The sequence below is a fragment of the Roseinatronobacter alkalisoli genome (genome assembly GCF_028745735.1).
In the GTDB taxonomy this organism is placed as follows: domain Bacteria; phylum Pseudomonadota; class Alphaproteobacteria; order Rhodobacterales; family Rhodobacteraceae; genus Roseinatronobacter; species Roseinatronobacter alkalisoli.
In genome coordinates, this window is sequence record NZ_JAQZSM010000001.1 from 121,949 (window position 1) to 142,159 (window position 20,211).

Here is a 20,211-nt window from a genome sequence, read left to right on the forward strand (position 1 = left end):
TACCGGTTTTGCGCCTCGCGGACATGCGTAATCAAGAAGTTAGAGCATGTCGCGTGAATGCGAATGAACACGGGCACGCTATAAGCGCGCGCAACAAAAAATTCACGCAACACAGGCAAGGTGCATGCTAAAGTAATTCCGGGTTTCAGACAGTCCGGTTACTGCTGCAAATCCTGCCCTTGTCCTTGCCGGAGGTTTCCATGGCTGCCCTGTTTCAAACCCGTTTATTGGCCCGCACCCTGTTGCCACAATATGGCAGGGCAGTGCTTGGCGCTGGCCGCAAGGCAGTTCTGGTTCTGGCGCTGGCGCTGCCCGTCGGGGCACACGCGCAATCCAATGGCCCGGTGCCGGAACGGTTTACCACCATGCAGGCAGATACCGATTTCCCCGGTGGTGACCTGACGCCGGTTTTCGACACGACATTGGTGCAATGCCATGCCACCTGCCTGCGCATGCCCGATTGCACGGGTTTCACGTTCAACCAGCGCAATGGGTCATGTTTTCCGAAATCGCTTATCGGCGAATCCACCCTTTATGAAGGGGCTGTGTCCGGTGTGGTTTCGCAAATCGGGGCAACGGTCCTGACCCAGGCGCCGATACTGCGGCAGGAAATGGATTTTCTGGAACGGTCGGATATAGATGCCGCGCGCGAGATGGCGGAAACCATGGCCAACAGGCATTTTGCCAATCGCATGTCCGAAGCGGCCCTTCTGGACGGGGCGCGCGCGCGTTCCGGCAGTGACGCCGTAAACTGGAGCGGGGCTGCGGTGACTGTGGCAGATAGCGGGCAGGCCTGGCTTGCCTATGCGCGCGCGCTGTCCGCGCATGCGGAAAACAGCCCGAACACCCGGTTTGAATTGAACCGCCGCGCCACGAATGCCGCCATCAACGCGGCACTGCGCCTGAATGATGGCCCCGCGCGGGCGCAGGCGCTGGTGCAGATGGCGGCGTCGATGGAAGCGGTGTTCCGTGGGGATATGGCGCTTGCCGCCATGCGGCTTGCAGACAGGCTCAGCCCCGGAATTGCGGGCGATGATCTGGCGCGGCTGCGCGAACAATATGGGTTCAGGTTCCTGTCGCATGATGTGGACGCGCTGACCGCAACACCGCGCATATGTGCCAGTTTTTCGGACGGGTTGTCACCATCGCGCGACTATGCCCCGTTTGTTCACAGCGCGGTTCAAGGGTTGGCCGTGGAAGTGGAGGGGCAGCAGCTTTGCCTGACCGGCCTGCAATATGGTGAAACCTATTCCGTGACATTCCGCGCCGGGCTGCCTGCCGCGTCGGGCGATACACTGGTGCGCGATGTCCCGCTGGATGTGTATGTCCGCGACCGCACTCCGCTGGTGCGTTTTCCGGGGCGGGGCTATGTGCTGCCGGTTTCCGGTCCGCGTGCGCTGCCGGTGGAAACCGTGAATGCCGACAGGCTGGAACTGCGCCTGCTGCGTGTGTCTGACCGCAATCTGGTTGCCGCAATCCGTCAGGGAAATTTCGCGCAGGCCCTTAGCCAATGGGAAGGGGAAAGGTTCGAGAATCTTCTGGCAGAACCTGTCTGGGACGGGGTGGCCGACCTGGAAGGGGTGCTGAACCGCACTGCCACATCGCGCCTGCCACTGGATGATGTCGGACCGCTTTCGGCGGGGGTCTATGTCCTGCGCGCCGCTGTTCCGGGGACCGACCCCTATGACGTGCCTGCGGCGATGCAGTGGTTCATGGTCTCGGATCTGGGTGTGACCAGCTATCAGGGCAGTGACGGGATGCATGTCGTTGTGCAGCGCCTTTCGGACGGAACCCCGGCAGATGGCGCGCGCGTAGCGCTTCTGGCGCAGTCCAACCGCGTGCTGGCCGAGGGGCAGAGTGACGCACAGGGCCATATCCGTTTTGCCGCCGATCTGTTGCGCGGGCGGGATACCAGCGCCCCTGCCATGATTTTGGTGGAAACCGAGGATCAGGACATGGCCGTGCTGTCGCTGACCGACCCGGAATTCGATTTGTCCGATCGCGGCGTGGAAGGGCGCGCGGCCCCCGGCGCTGTGGATGTGTTTCTGACCACTGATCGCGGGGCTTACCGCGCGGCCGAGGTTATCAATGCCACTGCATTGGTGCGCGACAATCAGACCCGCGCCATTCATGGCCTGCCTTTGATTGCGCGGCTTTTGCGACCGGATGGTGTGGAATATTCACGCATTCTGTCAACCCGCGAACATGCGGGCGGGCATGTATTCGCGATGCCCCTGGGCGGCGATGTTCCGCGCGGTGTCTGGCAGTTGGAAATTCTGTCAGACCCGGAGGCCCCCGCGCTGGCCATGCAGTCGGTTCTGGTCGAAGATTTCCTGCCCGAACGTGTGGATTTTGACCTTGATCTGTCAACCGACGGACCCATCGACATTGCTGCGCTGCCCACAGTCGCGATTTCTGCGCGCCATCTGTTCGGTCCGCCCGCCGCGGGGCTGGCATTAAGTGGCACCGTGACGCTGCGACCTGTGCCCGAGTTTGACGGCTGGCCGGGTTTTCGCTTCGGGCGTCATGACCAGCGCCTTGATCCGCAGCGCCGCAGCTTTGATCGCGGTGTGCAGACCGATGCCGCTGGCCGGATTTCCGCGCCCCTGCCGCTGGACGGAATTCGGCTGGAAAACCGCCCCTATGCCGCGACAGTAACCGCCACCCTGCTGGATGGCGCATCGCGTCCGGTGGAACGCAGTCTGACCCGTGCGCTGCGCCCTGCGGGGCCTGTGCTGGGCATTCGCCCCGGATTTGACGACACCCTGCCCGAGAATGCGCAGGCGCGCTTTGATCTGGTGCTTGTCGGTCCTGATGGTGCGGCGCTGCCGGGCAATGTGCAATGGCAGGTGGACAAGGTTGAAACCCGCTATCAGTGGTACAGTCTGGACGGGCGCTGGAACTGGGAACCAGTGACCAGCCGCAGCCGTGTTGCCGAAGGCGAAGTGATGCTTGCCGATGGCCCCGAAGGGATTGTTGTGCCGGTTGACTGGGGCAATCACGAATTGCGCGTCACCCATGAAGGCGCGGAACTGGTCAGTGCTTCTGTCGGGTTTGCGGCAGGGTGGTTTGCCGCTGACACAGCGCGCGACACGCCCGATATGCTGACGCTGGCACTCGACCAGCCCGCCTATGCGCCCGGCGATGTTGCGCGCCTGCGCATCGTGGCAGAAGAAGACGGCATGGCGCTGGTTTCGGTTCTGTCTGACCATGTGGTGGATATGCAGCTTGTTGCAGTGTCGGGCGAGACAGTGATTGACCTTCCGGTCACCGATGACTGGGGCACGGGTGCCTATGTCACGGCCAGTCTGATCCGCCCGTCTGACAGTGCCGACCAGATGCCAGCGCGCGCACTTGGGCTGGTGCATGCGCCCATCGCGCCGGGCACGCGCGCGCTGAACGCCACCCTTGATACCCCTGCGGAGGCCGCGCCACGCGGCCCGCTGAACATGGCGCTGGTGCTGGAAAATGCGCCCGATGGTCCCGTTTATGCCACTGTGGCCGCTGTCGATCTGGGGGTGCTGACATTGACCGGGTTCGACAGCCCCGACCCGCATGCGTATTTCTTCGGGCAGCGCGGGCTTGGTGTCGCTATCCGCGATATGTATGGCCGTCTGATCGATGCGCGGCAGGGCGCCATGGGGCAGGTCCGTTCCGGTGGCGACGCAAGTGCCGCCGTCCGTTCAGGCCCGGCCCCTGCGGAAGATATCCTTTCGCTGTTTTATGGGCCGGTGGCGCTGGAAAACGGCCGCGCTGACCTGAGTTTTGATCTGCCCGCTTTCAATGGCACAGTCCGCGTTATGGCGGTGGTCTGGTCCGATGATGCCGTGGGGCAGGCCAGCGCGGATGTGCTGGTGCGCGATCCCGTTGTGGTGCAGCCCAGCCTGCCGCGTTTCATGACACCGGGCGACAGCAGCCGCCTGCGGCTGGAACTGACCCATGCCAAGGGTGCCACTGGCGAAATGGCATTGCAGGTCACCGGCCACGGGCTGGGCGATGTGCCTGCAAGCGTCACGCTTGGCGCAGGGGAAACTGTTGCGCTGAACCTGCCTTTGCAACCGACCGAACCCGGCGATCATGCTTACCAGATCACGCTGACCACACCTGACGGGGATGTTCTGACCCGCGATGTGGCATTGAGCGTGCAATACACTGACCCACAGGTGGCGCGATCCTCGCGTTTCACGCTGGAACCGGGGCAGAGTTTCAGTTTCGATGCGGCCGCGCTGGACGGGTTGCGCGCGGGAACGGGCCGCGCCACATTGGTTGCGGGGGCGGGTGCTGCGCTGGATGTGGCTGGCCTGATCCAGCGGCTGAACGCCTATCCCTATGGCTGCACCGAACAGATTGCGTCCGGGATTCAGCCGCTGTTGCTGGCGGCGGGCGCAGTGGTAGAGCTTGGCCTGATGACTGAAGCCGACGTGCGGACCCGGTTGCAGGACGCGCTTGACCGCATTCTGACGCGGCAGGACCGGCGCGGCAGTTTCGGCCTGTGGGGCGGTGGCGGCGGGTCCGACCTGTGGCTGGACGCCTATGTGACCGATGTGCTGTTGCGCGCAGATGCGCAGGGCGCACAGGTTCCCGCCACAGCGCTGCGCATGGCGCTGAACAATCTGCGCAATCAGGTGGCGCAGGCCGGCAGCCTGTATGACGGGGCGGGGGGCTATGCCTATGCGTTTGAGGTGCTGGCCCGCGCTGGTGAAGCCGCGATCGGTGACCTGCGCTATTACGCCGACACTCTTGCTGACAAGTTCGACACCCCGATTGCCGCGGCACAACTGGGCGCGGCATTGGCAGCTTACGGTGAACAGGTGCGCGCGGATGGTATGTTTACGCGCGCGCTGGCGCTCACTGTTGCCGATGAAACGCAGGCCGGATGGCGTGGTGACTATGGCACGCCATTGCGCGACAGGGCGGCGGTGCTGGCGCTGGCGGTTGACGCGGGAAGCGCGGTGCCGGACCGTGTGCGCCTGGCCGCGATGCTGTCGGGGCAGACACCAACAGACCAGTTATCCCCCCAGGAAGCGGCATGGACATTGCGGGCGGCTGTGGCCCTTGATGCGCAATCCCAAGGGCTAAGCCTGAATGGCCAGCCTGCGGTGGGCAATGTTGTCCACCTGTATGACGGGCAGCCCGCGCAACTGCGCAATGACGGGGCGCAGGCGGTGGCGGTGACGCTGACAGCCTTTGGTGTGCCCGAAACGGCACCACAGGCTGGTGGCACAGGCTATACCATCTCGCGCAGCTATTTCACCACCGACGGCGACCCCGCCGGTCTGGACAGCCTGCACCCCGGTGACCGGCTGGTGACGTTGCTGGAAATCCGCCCTGACCGTGGTATCGGTGGCGGGCGTCTTATGGTCGATGATGCCCTGCCCGCCGGGTTTGAAATCGACAATGCCAATCTGTTGCGCGACGGGGATATCCGCGCGCTGGACTGGCTGAACACCCATGATTACGCCGAAATGACCGAAGCGCGGGCCGACAGGTTTCTTGCCGCTGTTGACTGGACATCCGATGAACCCCTGCGGCTGGCCTATATTGTGCGGGCCGTGTCGCCGGGTGAATTCCACCATCCCGCCGCCAAGGTCGAAGATATGTATCGCCCGACCCGCCGCGCCATCACGGGAACAGGTCGGGTGCGTATTTCCCCATGAGGGGGGGAGCGGCGCGGGGGGGTGCATTCGCGCTGATACTGGCGCTGGGCGCTGCGCTATGGCTGGCATTTGACCATTGGGTGGCCACAACGGATGTGCCGGACCTGCGCAGTGACACCGCAACGGAGGTGCTGGCCCATGACGGGCAGTTACTGCGCGCCTTCACGGTGGATGATGGCCGCTGGCGTCTGGGCGTTGCGCCCGACAGGGTGGACCCTGTTTATCTGGCGATGCTGATCGCCTATGAGGACCGGCGGTTTTACCGGCATTCCGGTGTGGACCCGCTGGCCTTGCTGCGCGGTGCTGCTCAGGTCGTGCTCAAGGGGCGCGTGGTATCGGGCGGGTCAACGCTGACAATGCAGGCCGCCCGCCTGATCGAAGATGGCCCGACCGGCACTTGGGCCGGAAAGCTGCGCCAGATCAGGCTGGCGCTGGCGCTGGAACGCCGGTTGGACAAGGGTCAGATCCTGTCGCTTTATCTGCATCGCGCGCCCATGGGCGGTAATCTGGAAGGGGTGCGCGCGGGCAGTTTCGCATGGTTCGGGCGTGACCCGGAACGCCTGACGCTTGCGCAGGCAGCCTTGCTGGTGGCCCTGCCGCAGGCCCCGGCACTGCGCAGCCCCGATCGCCACCCGGAGCGTGCGCGCGCAGCCCGCGCCCGTGTGCTGGCGCGCGCGCAGAAGGCGGGGGTCATCACCGCAGAACAGATGAACGCGGCGCTGCGTGAACCCGTCCCGACGCAGCGCAGGCCTTTTCCGGCGCATGCCCCGCATCTGGCCGACCGGCTGCGCGCTGCCGCGCCGCAGATGCGCCTGCACCGCACCAGTATTGACGCCGACGTGCAGGCCGCGCTGGAAGAACTTGCCGCGCGCGCACTGCCGCGCCTGCCGCCACAGGCCAATCTGGCGCTTCTGGTTGCCGATCACCAAAGCGGGGCCATTCGTGCGCTTGTCGGTTCGGGCGATTATACCAATGTGGCGCGACGCGGGTTTGTGGATATGACACAGGCGCTGCGGTCACCGGGGTCAACGCTGAAACCACTGGTCTATGGGCTGGCATTTTCTGACGGGCTGGCCCATCCGGAAACCGTACTGAATGACCGCCCTGCCAGTTTCGGCGGCTATGCCCCGCAGAATTTCGACCGCAGTTTTCGTGGCCCTGTCACCGCACGCGAAGCGCTGCAATTGTCGCTGAACCTGCCGGTGGTGGAGCTGACGCAGGCGCTTGGTCCGGCGCGGGTGATGGTGGGTTTGCGACAAGCAGGGGTCACGGCGGAGATTCCCGGTGATGTGGCGGGGCTGGCAATTGCGCTGGGGGGGCTGGGTGTCAGTCTGGAAGGGTTGGTGCAGCTTTACGCGGCCATCGCGCGCGGCGGCGAAGGGGTGATGCTGTCGGCAACCGCGCCCATGCCCGCGCTGCGCCAACGCATCATGACCCCGGAAGCGGCATGGCATATCGGTGATATTCTGGCCGCCGCGCCCCGCGCGCCGGTCCTGCCGGACTGGCCGCTGGCGTTCAAGACCGGCACATCCTATGGGCACCGCGATGCGATCGCGATCGGTTATGACGGCCGGTATGTTGTCGGTGTCTGGATCGGGCGCGCGGATGGCGTGCCGGTTCCGGGCATATTCGGGGGGGATGTGGCCGCGCCTGTCCTGTTCGATGTATTTGCCCGGCTTGGCCCACGGCCCGCACCCTTGCCGCCCGCACCACCGGGGGCACTGGTCGTGGCACATGCGGACCTGCCCGCGCCCTTGCGCCATTTCGGGCAGCGCGCTGGTGAAACACGCGATGCGCCGCAACTGGCGTTCCCACCTGACGGGGCGGTTCTGATATCCGCGCCTGATGGGCTGGTTGCGCGCGTTGAACGTGGGCGCGCGCCTTTCACATGGTTTGCCAATGATGCGCCCGTGCTGGTGCGCAGCCATGAACGCAGCGCGTATTTACCGCTTCAGGGGCCGGGATTTGTCAGCCTGTCGGTCGTGGATGCGGATGGACATGCAGCCCGCGCGCACATCGAACTGCGCTAGAGTGTGAATGTGCCGGGGGGATTGCAAGGCTGGTCGCGTCTGGCCTGAAGCAGTCACCCAAAGGCGCGGAATCAAGGCCGCAGGCCGCCGCGCCATTGGCGGGCCGTCCCGCGGCCTGCCGATTACGCCAGCGTCAGTTCAGTCCTTGGATGCCGGAGTATGCCGCCTGCATAAAGTGAACTTCTCCAACGAGGGATCGGCAGTCCCCGGCCCACCGATGGCGCGGGCTTGAGCCAAGCGCGAACGTCCCCTTCAGGCCAAGAACCACCTGCAAACCGGTCATTCAACCTGATCATGCCCAAGCCAAGCCACTATCCGTGGTCATGTATGGCGCGGCACAGCTTGCGGGACTCAGTCCACAAATGCCTTTTCGACAACATATTCGGCGGGTGAACTGTTGGCCCCTTCGTTCAGACCTGCATTTTCCAGAACCTTCTTGATGTCCAGATTGAATGCCAGCGAACCACAGACCATGGCGCGGTCGGTCGCGGGGTCCAGCAGTGCAATGCCCAGATCCGCGAAAACCTTGCCCGATGACAGGTTATCGGTGATGCGGCCGGTATACTTCCCGTCTTCGCGGGTTGTTGCAGGGTAATACAGCAGCTTGTCGCCAACCAGCTCGCCGATCAGCGGGTCATCGGGCAATGCTTCGATCAGATTGCGCCCATAGGTCAGTTCGGCCTGTTCGCGGCAGGTGTGCATGACAACCACCTGCTCATATTTTTCCCATGTTTCCGGGTCGCGCAGCAACGACGCAAAAGGCGCAATGCCGGTGCCGGTGGCCAGCATCCACAACCGTTTACCCGGCAGCAATGCGTCCAGAACCAGTGTCCCCACGGGTTTCGGGCGCAGGATGATCTGGTCGCCGGGCTGGATATGCTGCAGGCGCGAGGTCAGCGGCCCATCGGGAACCTTGATTGAATAGAATTCCAGTTCCTCATCCCAGGACGGAGAGGCAATGGAATAGGCGCGCAGCAGCGGCTTGCCATTGTCGCCCAGCAGACCGATCATCACAAATTCACCCGACCGGAACCGCAGGCTGAGCGGGCGCGTACACCGGAAGGCGAATAGCCGGTCCGTATAATGCGTCACGCTGGTGACGGTCTGTGCATCCGGCAAGGTCGGGGTCGCTTTTACGGCGGGTGCGATTTGATCCATCCTGCGCTCTTTCCTGTTTGCGGGCGGGTTCCCCCGCGCAGCGTCGCTTTCGTTCCGTGTCTACACCTTGATACGGGTCAACATCAATTGGTGCATATCGCCGCAGCACATAACCTGTTGCAGAAGATATTTCCATTTCATAGGATGAGAAAATGTAAATTCGGGAAACTATCCTGTTGATGCACTGAATATGGAGAAATTGGACCAATGACAAACAGTCTGGACGATCTGGACCGGCGTATTCTGCGCGAACTTCAGGACGATGCAAGCCAGTCACTGGATGAAATCGCGCGCAAGGTCGGGTCCAGCAAGACACCAGTATGGAATCGGGTCCGCAAATTGCGCGCAGCGGGTGTCATCACCCGCCAGACGGTACTTCTGGACCCCGAAGCACTGGGGCTGGAGGCATGTTTCTTCGTTCTGGTCCGCACTGCCGCCCATGAAGCGGACTGGCAGAAGCGCTTTTTACACGCGGTCCGTGCCCGCCCGGAGGTGATGGAGGCCCATCGTCTGGCCGGGGATATCGACTATATCCTGAAAGTGCGCGTGCCAAATGCCCGCGCCTATGACAAGTTCTATCAGGCCCTGATATCAGAGGTGAGCATCCATAATGTCACCGCCTTGTTGTCGATGGAAGAAATCAAGGCGACTACGATTCTGCCACTGGACGAGGGTACCGCCTGATACGGGGGCATGCCGCACCGGTCAGGATCACAAAGGGGGATTAAACATGTTCAGGTTCTTGAAGCCCGTCATTCTGGCTGTTGTGCTGGGCGCGGGCGCGCAGCTTTCCGCGCAGGAATATCCGCAATTGTTTGACGTTGTGGATGTGGCGGCGGATGACGTGCTGAACATCCGGCAAGCGCCATCTGCCAGCAGCGATGTTGTGGGAAATTTTGCTGCCGATGCCACTGGCATAGAAGTGATCATGCTGAATTCCACCCAGCGTTGGGGGCTGGTCAACATGGATGAAAGCACCGGATGGGTATTCATGCGCTACCTGAGCGGGCAGGGCCAGCCCATCGACCACTACAACATGCCGGTGGGCTTGCGCTGTTTCGGGACCGAGCCGTTCTGGTCACTGCACAGTGATGGTGGCGTCTGGCAGTATGACAGCATGGACGGCACATCTGCGGAGCTGGAGATTGAAATTGCGCAGGACAGCGGAATTGCACAGGATTTCCGCCGCATGGTGCGGCTGTCGGGACCGGATGGCGCGGGCACGGCGTTCATTTACCCCGCCATGTGCAATGATGGCATGAGCGACCGCGCCTATGGGGTGTCAATCTCGTTGATGACCGGTCCTGCCACACCATTGCTGAGCGGGTGTTGCAGCCTTAGTCAGTGACTGCCGCGCCCTGAAGTGTGGCAATCCAGCGGTTCAGCCGGGCGCGGTTATGGCCCATATCCGAATGTCCGAAACGCGCGCGGGCAAAGGCCAGCAGCGCGGCACCCTCGCCTGCGGGTTCAATCAGCACCGTGGTATAGTCCGGATAACCCATGATCGGGGTGCGGGTTACATAGGTCATATGCCCCTGCGCCACCGATCCTGCCAGCAATTGCGCCCCGTCGCCGCGCGCGATGTCGTCCAGCCGCGCGGCCAGTGATTCCGGCGATGTCTGAAAGACCGGCGGCATGGCATCGCCACCGACCATGCGGATCAGGTGGAAATTCGGCGTTTTGGGGCGTGCGACGAGTCTGGGGTCTTCGTGCCAGCGTGCGGGGTCGGACGGGGCCAGCCGGATATAGGCCGTGACCGCAACGGCCAGTAGCAGAATGACAATAAATACAAGCTTGATCATGCGCGTGCGTCCTTCAGTGCCCAGCAATAAAGGCTGATAAGTTCCATTCCGATATGGGCGGCCATGATGGCGGTTGCATCTGTGGGGTCATAGGGGGGGCTGACCTCGACCACATCGGCGCCCTTCAGGTTGATCCCGGCCAGCGCGCGCAGGATGACAGCAACCTGATTGGGGGTCATGCCGTTCCAGACGGGCGTTCCCGTGCCCGGCGCAAAACCAGGGTCCAGCGCGTCGATGTCGAAACTGATATAGGTCGGGTGATCGCCCACAATGCCCCGCACCCGCGCGGCCACTTCGGCGGGGCCAATGGCATGCAGTTCAAAAGCGTCGATCACATTCATGCCCAGATAGTCAGGGCATTCGGTGCGAATGCCGATCTGCACGGATCGCGCGGGGTCTACCAGCCCTTCCCCGACGGCCTTGTACATCATGGTGCCGTGGTCAATGCGCGCGGGGTCGTCATCCGCCCACAGGTCGGAATGTGCGTCGAACTGAATGACACTTATGGGGCCGAACCGCGCCGCATAGGCGCGCAGGATCGGCAGCGTGATGAAGTGATCACCGCCCAGCGTCAGACTGCCAGCCCCGGCGGCAAGAATGCCTGCGATATGGTCCTGCAGGGTTTGCGGAAAATCGGCGATGCGCGCAAAATCAAAGGCCAGATCGCCATGATCGGTAATCACGAATTCGGACAGCGGGTCAAACCCCCAGCCATAAGGGGGATAGCAGGGTTGCAAGGCGCTGGCGTCACGGATAGCGCGCGGGCCGAACCGCGCGCCCGCGCGGTTGGACGTGGCATGATCGAAGCATACGCCTGTGACCGCCATATCAACCCCGGCAAGGTCTTTGGTGTAGCTGCGGCGCAGAAAACTGGTCGCCCCGCTGAAACTTGCTTCATATGACAGGCCGCGCCGGTCTGGCCGGGTAAAAGCGCTGTCCACGGAGTGTCCGGGCATTTCAAGTGCCATAGATGTTTTCCTTCGTGCCGCAATGGGATAGCTTTGCACCAGTATAGCGCAAGGTAGCTCATATGCTTTATGAATCTGCCGGATATGACGCAGCGATCTGGCCCGAAAGCTATTGGCGCGCAAGCGGTCCCATGCAGCAGGCCCATGCCGGGTTGCACGGCGCAATCTGCGTTGATGTTGCCGTCATCGGCGCAGGATATGCGGGGCTGAATGCCGCGCTGGAACTGGTTGAACGCTTCGGGTTGCGCGTGGCCGTGCTGGATGCCGCGCAGCCCGGCTGGGGTGCGTCGGGGCGCAATGGCGGGTTCTGCTGCCTTGGGGGGAGCATGCTGGACGCGCGTGCCATTATGCGCCGCGCCGGACAGGACGCCGCCCGCGAATGGCAGGCATTTGAGCATGCGGCCATTGCGCGGGTGCGCGATAACCTGCAGCGCTATGATATTGACGCCCAGACAACCGAAACGGGGGAGGTGCTTCTGGCCCATTCCCCCCGCGCCTGGGCCGGAATGCAGGCCGAAGCGCTGACGGATGGGGGCGCAGCACTGTGGGACAGGCAGGATTTGCAGGCGCAGGGTCTGGCTACCGCCGCCTATTATGGCGGGCGCTATAGCCCGCATGGTTTTGGGCTGCATCCCTTTGCCTATGTCACGGGCCTTGCGCGCGCGGCGGCGGGTGCGGGTGTGCGGATATTCGGCGACAGCCGTGTGACGGGGCTGCAGCCGGACGGGGCTGGCTGGGTGCTACGCACCGCACAAGGGCAGGTCCGGGCAACGCAGGTTGTGATTGCAACGAATGGCTACACCGATGAACGCCTGCCGCGCTGGATTGTCCGGCGCACGCTGCCTGTGCTGTCAAACATCATGGTCACGCGCCCGCTGTCCTCTGCGGAACTGGCCGCGCAGGGCTGGACACGACATCTGATGGCCTATGATGCGCGAATGATGTTGCATTATTTCCGGTTGCTGCCTGATGGGCGGTTTCTGTTCGGCGCGCGCGACGGGACGTCTTTTGCACCCGATGCGGTTGCGCGTTTTACGACACGGGCCCGCACAGAATATGAGGTGATCTTTCCACATCTAGCGCAGGCGGAAACGGAATATTCCTGGAACGGGCTGGTCTGCCTGACCGGATCGCGTGCGCCCTATATCGGCCCGGTGCCGGGGGCTGGCGGGTTGTGGCTGGCGCTGGGCTGGCATGGCAATGGTGTGGCCGCCGCATCCGAAGGGGGCAGGCGGGTTGCCCGCGCCGTGATGGGGGACGCATCCGCGCCGCCAGCGCTGTTGCGTCGCCCGCCGCCCCGCTTCATGTTCCCGCGCAAACTGGGCTTGCGCATGGCCATGGCGGCGGCGGCGGTGCTGGACGGGCCAGTGCGGCCCGTCCGGTAAGCGATGCGTCAGGCTGCGGCCTGAAACAGCCCTTCGCGGTGCAGATGGTCAAGGGTCTGGTCCAGCGTCTTGCGGGCGCGGATAACCAGTTCATCAATATCGGCAGCGGAAATGACAAGCGGCGGCGCGATGATCATCCGGTCACCGACATGGCGCATGACCAGATTGTTGCCAAAGGAATATTCACGGCAGATATAGCCAACCGTGCCCGCATCGGCCGCAAAACGCGCCCGGCTGGCCTTGTCCGGCGTCAGGGCAAGGCTGGCCATCATGCCGCGCGATACGGCCTCGCCGACCAGCGGGTGGTCGGCCAGACTGCCCCAGGCCTGTGCCAGATGGGGCGCGGTATGGGTGCGCACACGGTCGATGATGTCTTCTTCCTGCAGGATGCGCAGATTTTCCAGCGCGACCGCTGCGGCCACCGGATGGCCGGAATAGGTATAACCGTGGTTGAATTCATCCTGCCCGATTGTCTGCGCGACCTCATCGCAGATGATGGACCCGCCAATGGGTTGGTAGCCCGAACTCAGCCCTTTGGCGATGGTCATGATATGCGGCCGGATTCCATAGCTTTGTGACCCGAACCAATACCCGGTGCGCCCGAATCCGGTGATCACCTCATCCGCGATCAGCAAAATCCCGTATTTGTCGACAATACGCTGGATTTCCGGCCAGTAGGTTTCGGGCGGAATAATGACCCCACCTGCGCCCTGCACAGGTTCCGCAATGAAGGCCGCCACATTTTCCGCGCCCAGTTCAATGATTTTTTCTTCCAGCTGGCGCGCGCGGGCAAGGCCGAAATCCGCAGGCGTCATGTCGCCGCCTTCGCCATACCAATAGGGCTGGTCGATATGGACAATGCCCGGAATCGGCAGGCCGCCCTGCGCATGCATTCCGGCCATGCCGCCAAGGCTGCCACCGCCCATGGTGGACCCGTGATAGCCGTTGTGGCGCGCGATGATGGTGCGGCGTTCCGGCTGGCCCTTCAGCGCCCAGTACTGGCGTACCATGCGGATGTTGGTGTCATTGGCTTCGGACCCGGACCCGGCAAAAAACACATGGTTCAGATCCCCCGGCGCCAGCTCCGCCAGCTTGGCCGCCAGTTGCAGGGCGGGCACATGGGTCGTTTGAAAAAACGTGTTGTAATAGGGCAATTCGCGCATCTGGCGGGCCGCGGCTTCGGCCAGTTCATGGCGGCCATAGCCGATATTGACGCACCACAACCCCGCCATGCCGTCGATCAGTTCTGCGCCATCGCTGTCTGTCAGCCGCACACCTTCCGCATGGGTGATTATCCGCGCGCCCTTTTTGCCCAATGCCGTATTGGCAGTGAATGGATGCATGTGATGGGCGGCATCCAGTGCCTGCAATTCAGCCGTCGGGGGGGTGTTGCGCAAAGTCATGAATATGCTCCAAAGCTCAGGATTTGTGCCAAGGATACGCAGGCAACCCCTGCCGTCAAGAGAATTTGATCAAATTTTTGACTGCTACCCGAATACCCCTGCCTGCAACCCGGCGCGAATATTGGCAACACCCTGGGCAATGTCATCGCGAAGGGCGGCTTTCAGGGCCGGTCTGTCGCCCGCTTCCAGTGCGGCAAGGGCGCGTTTATGGTGATCGGGCATGTGCAGCGTTTCACCATCTGCGCCGCGCGCGCCCGCGCCTGCAGGCCCCTGACAGACCACGCGCAACGACGGGCCAAAGCGCAACCACAATGATGCGGCCAGCGCTTCAAGCACGTCCGATCCCGCGCAGGCATAAAGCGTGAAATGAAACGCATGATTTTCCCGCAGATAGGCCGGGATGTCGCCCATGGCTATTGCGCTGTCCAGCCGGGTGTCGGTTTCACGCAGCGCCCGCAATGTCGCAACATCGCACCGGCCCGCCGCCTGTTCCGCCAGCCGCGTTTCCACAGCTTCGCGCGCATATTGCAGATCGGCCAGTGCGGCTTCGGTCAACCTTGGCACGCAGACACGCCTGTTGCCCAGCAATTGCAGCGCCCCTTCCGCAATAAGACGCCGGATCGCTTCGCGTATGGGGGTCATGCCAAGGCCAAGCCGGGCGACCAGCCCTTCAATGGTTACCGCATCCCCCGGTGCCAGTTCCCCGAACAAAACCATATCCCGCAAGGCAAGATATGCAATCTGATGGGTTGGCTGGCGTCCGGTCATGAGGCGTTCTTTCGTATATGCGGGCATTCACGCTATTGGATAATTCATTTCGCCCCAAATACTCAATAAATCGCCGGGCGTCAGCCCGGCGATTGCATCTGTCAGATTTTGCTGTCCGTTCAGAAAAATGCCTGAAGCCCCGTTTGCGCCCGCCCCAGTATCAGGGCATGCACATCATGGGTGCCTTCATAGGTATTCACGGTTTCCAGATTCATCATGTGCCGGATGACCTGATATTCTTCGGAAATACCGTTGCCGCCATGCATGTCACGGGCCATGCGGGCGATATCCAGCGCCTTGCCGCAATTATTGCGCTTGATCAGTGAAATCATTTCGGGCGCGGCCTGCGCGGCATCCATCAACCGCCCCACCTGCAATGCCGCCTGCAGGCCAAGGGTGATTTCGGTCTGCATATCGGCCAGTTTTTTCTGGAAAAGCTGGGTTTGCGCCAGTGGTTTGTCGAATTGCTTGCGGTCCAGCCCGTAGCTGCGCGCGCCGTGCCAGCAGAATTCGGCGGCCCCCATGACCCCCCATGCAATGCCATAGCGCGCGCGGTTCAGGCAGCCGAACGGCCCTTTCAGCCCTTCGACATGGGGGAGCAGCGCATCTTCGCCAACATCGACCCCATCCATGACAATTTCGCCCGTGGTCGAGGCGCGCAGGCTCAGCTTGCCGTCGATCTTGGGTGCAGACAGCCCCTTCATGCCCTTTTCCAGCACGAAGCCGCGAATGCGCCCGCCATGCGCGTCCGATTTCGCCCAGACGACAAAGACATCGGCAAAGGGGCTGTTGGAAATCCACATTTTCGTACCGGTCAGCTTATACCCCGACGCGGTTTTTTCGGCGCGGGTTTTCATGCCTGCGGGGTCGGACCCGGCATCCGGTTCGGTCAGGCCGAAACACCCGATAAGTTCCCCCGAACACAGACCGGGCAGGTATTTCTGCCGCTGCGCTTCTGACCCATAGGCATAGATGGGATAGATCACCAGTGACGACTGCACCGACATCATGGACCGGTAACCGGAATCCACGCGCTCGATCTCGCGTGCGATCAGGCCGTAGGTCACATAGGATGCGCCCAGCCCGCCATAGGCTTCGGGCAGCGTTGCCCCAAGAAGGCCGGCTTCCCCCATCAGGCGGAACAGTCCGGGGTCCGCGCGTTCTTCGCGGTAAGCGTCGATCACGCGCGGCTGTAGCGTTGATTGCGCAAATTCATGCGCAGCATTGCGCAACATGCGCTCATCCTCGGACAGTTGGCTTTCCAGTCGCAAGGGATCATCCCATGTGAACCGGCCCAGGTCGGGGGCGTCTGTTGCTTTCAATGCGGGTTTGTCCTGTGGCATGGTATATGTCCTGTGGCTTATTCCATTTGGGCATTTGATACGCCTTGATCGTGCATATATAAAGGAATGATCTTTCATATCATCATTCCAAAATGGAATAGCAAATGATCTCGCGGCGGTTTCTGCCCTCAATGCAATCCTTGCAGGCCTTTGACGCGGTGGTCCGGTCGGGCAGTTTTACGGCCGCCGCGCAGGAACTTGCGCTGACGCAATCGGCAGTGTCGCGTCAGGTGGCGGCGCTGGAGTCGCAACTGGGGCAGGTGTTGCTGCTGCGTGGCAAGGGTTCCGTGGCGCCGACCCCGGAAGGGCAGGCCTATGCCAAGGCAGCGCATTCCGCCTTGCAGCAATTGCAGCAAGCCGCCCTTGCCTTGCGCGGTGCGCAGGACACGGGGCGGTTGACGCTGGCCATATTGCCCACGTTCGGCACACGCTGGCTGATACCGCGTATTCCGCGTTTCCTGCGCATGCATCCGGAAATTACCCTGCATTTTACCACGCGAATCGGGCAGTTCGATTTGCTGGCTGAAGGGGTGGATGCGGCGGTTCATGCGGGCCAGCCCGACTGGCCGGGGGCGCGGGCGCTGCAATTGTTTGAAGATCGCGTGCAACCCATGGCGGCCCCTGCGCTGGGGATGGCGGCGGAACCGGCAGGGGGTACGACACCCGCGCAGATTGCGCGCCTGCCGCGCCTTGCGCTGGCAACGCGCCCGCAGGAATGGGACGGCTGGATGGTGGCATATGATCTTCCGCCAGCCCCCGCGCCGGACATGGTGTTCGAACATCTGGCAACGCTGGCGCAGGCCTGTGTCGCGGGGCTTGGGGTGGCGTTGCTGCCGCCGTTCCTGTTTCGCGGTGAACTGGCCACAGGTGATCTGGTGGCGCTTGGACCGGAATGGGGGAATGGGTCCGGCTATTGGCTGATGACGCCGGAACATGGCCGTCAGGGTGACGCCGTGCGTGCATTCCGGGATTGGCTGATGACCGAGATAACCCGCGATGACGGATTTTTCGCCTGACCCGCGCGAAGGCAGTTTCACCTGCTTTGCAGGTTGCGGTATGCGCGACGTGGCGGGTATGGTCGGATGACGGGTGCGCCCCTGACCCGCTTTCGCCGGATAGATGCCAATGACCAATCCCTTGCAGACCAGGGCGAAAACGCGCGTCACGCTTGCGGGCGCGGCGATCAACCTTGTCCTGTCCATACTTAAAATCATCGCGGGCTTCGCATTGGCCAGCCCTGCATTGGTGGCGGACGGGTTTCATTCGCTGGGGGATATGGCGTCAGATATCATGGTGCTATGGGCCTTGCGCCATTCTGCGCGCGCCCCTGATGCTGACCACCCCTATGGGCACGGGCGGTTTGAAACGCTGGCAACGCTGGCACTGGCGGCGGTGTTGGTTCTGACTGGGGTGGGGGTCATCTGGGATGCGGCGGGTCGGTTGGCAGGCGGCCCGGATATTGCGCCAGGCGCGCTGGCCCTGGTGGTGGTCGCTGTGTCCATCCTGATCAAGGAGGGGCTTTTTCACTATACCTTGCGGGTTGGCCGGGCGACCGGGTCTGCGCTGCTGGAAGCGAATGCCTGGCATCATCGCACGGATGCGCTGTCATCCGTCGTGGCGCTGGTGGGCATTGGGGCGGCGCAGTTCGGGTTCGGTTGGGCAGACCCGCTGGCGGCCATCATTATTGCACTGATGTTGCTGCATGCTGGCTGGGGGTTTGGCAAAACCGCCGCTGCCGAACTGGTGGACACGCAAGCCCCCGATGATCTGCGCACCACGCTGGAAGGGAATCTGAACGCGACGCCCGGTGTACAAGGGCTGCGGGATCTGCGCATGCGCAAACACGGTGCGCAGACATTGGCGGATGTGTCGGTCATGGTGGACCCGCAAATCAGCGTGACCGAAGGGCACCGCATTGCTGAAGTGGCCCGCGCCCGTGCGCTGGATGAAATCGACGCGCTGTCCGATCTGGTCATCCATGTGGAACCTGCGGGTCATTTCGAAGGGTTTGGTGCCGAAGCCGCCCCCCTGCGCGCAGAGGTGGAAGGCATGATCCTGACCCTTGCGAAGGCCCATCCCATGATTGTGACACTGGAATCCCTGCGCCTTGGGTATTTCGACGATGGTCTGCATGTCGAATTGCTGGCCGATCTGCGCCCCGATGCGGACCCTGTGCGCACCGAATCGCAACTGGCCGAAACCCTGACCGATGCGTTGCCGGAAGTGGTCGTTCTGCGCCTGCACCGTATCAGCACCGTCTTGCGCGACTAGCCCGGCCCTGCGATAACGGCACCCATGGCAAAAGCGCTTCCTCAGTTCAGCTGTACCGCCTGCGGTGCGACCCATCGTAAATGGGCGGGGCGTTGTGATGCCTGTGGCGGGTGGAATTGCATTATTGAAGAAGCCCCGATTTCCGCAGGCCCCGGCCCGCGCACCAGCAAGGGGCGGCAGATTGCGCTGTCAACGCTGGCGGATAGCGAAGCGCCCCCGCCGCGCCGCACATCCGGCATTGCGGAACTGGACCGCGTGCTGGGCGGTGGGCTGGTTGCGGCTTCGGCCATTCTGGTGGGTGGCGATCCCGGTATCGGCAAATCAACGCTGCTGTTGCAGGCGGTTGCGGCATTTGCCAATGCGGGGCTGACCTGCATGTATGTCTCGGGCGAGGAAGCGGCGGCGCAGGTGCGGCTGCGCGCAGCCCGCCTTGGGTTGTCACAAGCGCCGGTGCAACTGGGCGCGGAAACCAACCTGCGCGATATTCTGACCACAGTGGACAGTGAACGCCCCGATCTGCTGGTGATTGATTCGATTCAGACCATGTGGCTGGACAGCGTGGACAGCGCGCCGGGGTCGGTGTCGCAGGTGCGGGCCGCAGCGCATGAACTTGTCAGCTTCGCCAAGCGGCGGGGCGTATCGGTCATTATTGTCGGCCATGTCACCAAGGACGGCCAGATCGCCGGACCGCGCGTGGTCGAACATATGGTTGATTGCGTGCTTTATTTCGAAGGAGAGCGCGGCCACCAGTTCCGCATTCTGCGCGCGGTCAAGAACCGCTTCGGGCCAGCTGATGAAATCGGTGTGTTCGAAATGACGGGCAGGGGGCTGGCAGAAGTGGCGAACCCTTCGGCGCTGTTTCTGTCCGAACGCGGCACGCCTGCGCCCGGTTCTGTGGTTTTTGCGGGCATCGAGGGGACGCGCCCCATGCTGACGGAAATTCAGGCGCTGGTGGCACCGTCGCCACTGGGCACCCCCCGGCGCACGGTTGTCGGGCTGGATTCGGCACGCCTGTCCACGATTCTGGCGGTTCTGGAAGCGCGTTGTGGTATTCCATTTGCGGGTATGGATGTGTTTCTGAATGTCGCGGGCGGGATGCGCGTGCATGAACCCGCCGCTGATCTGGCGGTGGCATGTGCGCTTTTATCGGCGCGCGAAGACATAGCACTTCCCGCAGATACAGTGGTTTTTGGTGAAATCAGCCTGTCCGGGGCCTTGCGCCCGGTCAGTCAGACCGAAAACAGGTTGAAAGAAGCGCAAAAACTTGGTTTCTGCGCAGCTATTGCCCCGACGCTTGCAAAACCGTTGGGGGTGGATGAAATGACATTGCGACAGATGCCGGATCTGGCCGAAGTGGTCGGGCAGATATTTGGCGCAGGCTGAACAAAAACGTCAGGGCCGCCCATAGTGCCCGAAGGGAGACAGT

14 protein-coding genes are annotated in these 20,211 nt (G+C 62.7%); 8 read left to right on the plus strand and 6 right to left on the minus strand.

Annotated elements, in window-relative coordinates; all coding sequences use genetic code 11:
- The first annotated feature begins 200 nt into the window (after positions 1-200).
- Together PUT78_RS00680 and pbpC are read left to right on the plus strand one after the other, a co-directional pair.
- Positions 201-5,657, plus strand: a complete 5,457-nt coding sequence (locus tag PUT78_RS00680; protein ID WP_274350068.1) for an alpha-2-macroglobulin family protein — start codon at positions 201-203, stop codon at positions 5,655-5,657.
- Positions 5,654-7,687, plus strand: coding sequence for a penicillin-binding protein 1C (gene pbpC, locus PUT78_RS00685; RefSeq protein WP_274350069.1), 2,034 nt, complete (start codon positions 5,654-5,656; stop codon positions 7,685-7,687). The genes PUT78_RS00680 and pbpC overlap by 4 nt, the downstream gene beginning before the upstream one ends.
- Before the next feature lie 351 nt (positions 7,688-8,038).
- Here pbpC and PUT78_RS00690 read toward each other — a convergent pair whose 3' ends face one another.
- Positions 8,039-8,845 carry a ferredoxin--NADP reductase gene (locus PUT78_RS00690; RefSeq protein ID WP_274350070.1) on the minus strand — a complete coding sequence of 269 codons (807 nt, stop codon included), beginning with the start codon at positions 8,843-8,845 and terminating at the stop codon, positions 8,039-8,041.
- Positions 8,846-9,052: 207 nt separating this feature from the next.
- Between PUT78_RS00690 and PUT78_RS00695 the strand changes: the two genes are divergently transcribed.
- Together PUT78_RS00695 and PUT78_RS00700 are read left to right on the plus strand one after the other, a co-directional pair.
- On the plus strand, positions 9,053-9,529 hold the full coding sequence (locus PUT78_RS00695; protein WP_274350071.1) for an Lrp/AsnC family transcriptional regulator: 477 nt from the start codon (positions 9,053-9,055) through the stop codon (positions 9,527-9,529).
- A 46-nt stretch (positions 9,530-9,575) separates the two neighbouring features.
- On the plus strand, positions 9,576-10,193 hold the full coding sequence (locus PUT78_RS00700) for a COG3650 family protein (RefSeq protein ID WP_274350072.1): 618 nt from the start codon (positions 9,576-9,578) through the stop codon (positions 10,191-10,193).
- On the opposite strand, the gene PUT78_RS00705 is transcribed toward PUT78_RS00700, so the two are convergent.
- Both PUT78_RS00705 and speB read right to left on the minus strand, forming a co-directional pair.
- Positions 10,183-10,647: a DUF1499 domain-containing protein gene (locus PUT78_RS00705; protein ID WP_274350073.1), complete on the minus strand. Its 465-nt coding sequence runs from the start codon at positions 10,645-10,647 to the stop codon at positions 10,183-10,185. The genes PUT78_RS00700 and PUT78_RS00705 overlap by 11 nt on opposite strands.
- Positions 10,644-11,615, minus strand: coding sequence for an agmatinase (gene speB, locus PUT78_RS00710; protein ID WP_274350074.1), 972 nt, complete (start codon positions 11,613-11,615; stop codon positions 10,644-10,646). Before speB ends, PUT78_RS00705 begins: the two co-directional genes overlap by 4 nt.
- A gap of 62 nt (positions 11,616-11,677) precedes the next feature.
- Here speB and PUT78_RS00715 point away from each other — a divergent pair, with 62 nt between their 5' ends.
- On the plus strand, positions 11,678-13,000 hold the full coding sequence (locus tag PUT78_RS00715; RefSeq protein WP_274350075.1) for an NAD(P)/FAD-dependent oxidoreductase: 1,323 nt from the start codon (positions 11,678-11,680) through the stop codon (positions 12,998-13,000).
- An 8-nt stretch (positions 13,001-13,008) separates the two neighbouring features.
- Here PUT78_RS00715 and PUT78_RS00720 read toward each other — a convergent pair whose 3' ends face one another.
- From PUT78_RS00720 to PUT78_RS00730, 3 genes are all read right to left on the minus strand, one after another.
- A complete protein-coding gene (locus tag PUT78_RS00720) occupies positions 13,009-14,403 on the minus strand; it encodes an aspartate aminotransferase family protein (RefSeq protein ID WP_274350076.1) in 1,395 nt (464 codons plus the stop codon).
- A gap of 84 nt (positions 14,404-14,487) precedes the next feature.
- Complete coding sequence (locus PUT78_RS00725) at positions 14,488-15,171, minus strand: GntR family transcriptional regulator (RefSeq protein WP_274350078.1); 684 nt, start codon at positions 15,169-15,171, stop codon at positions 14,488-14,490.
- 119 nt (positions 15,172-15,290) lie between these two features.
- On the minus strand, positions 15,291-16,514 hold the full coding sequence (locus tag PUT78_RS00730) for an acyl-CoA dehydrogenase (RefSeq protein WP_274350079.1): 1,224 nt from the start codon (positions 16,512-16,514) through the stop codon (positions 15,291-15,293).
- 104 nt (positions 16,515-16,618) lie between these two features.
- On the opposite strand from PUT78_RS00730, the gene PUT78_RS00735 reads away from it, so the two are divergent.
- The 3 genes from PUT78_RS00735 to radA all read left to right on the plus strand — a co-directional run bounded on the left by PUT78_RS00735 (position 16,619) and on the right by radA (position 20,168).
- Positions 16,619-17,530 carry a LysR family transcriptional regulator gene (locus tag PUT78_RS00735; RefSeq protein ID WP_274350080.1) on the plus strand — a complete coding sequence of 304 codons (912 nt, stop codon included), beginning with the start codon at positions 16,619-16,621 and terminating at the stop codon, positions 17,528-17,530.
- Between the two features lie 109 nt (positions 17,531-17,639).
- Complete coding sequence (locus tag PUT78_RS00740; RefSeq protein ID WP_274350081.1) at positions 17,640-18,785, plus strand: cation diffusion facilitator family transporter; 1,146 nt, start codon at positions 17,640-17,642, stop codon at positions 18,783-18,785.
- A 24-nt stretch (positions 18,786-18,809) separates the two neighbouring features.
- Positions 18,810-20,168 (plus strand): DNA repair protein RadA, encoded by a 1,359-nt coding sequence (radA, locus tag PUT78_RS00745; RefSeq protein WP_274350082.1) that lies wholly within the window; start codon positions 18,810-18,812, stop codon positions 20,166-20,168.
- Positions 20,169-20,211 lie beyond the last annotated feature (43 nt).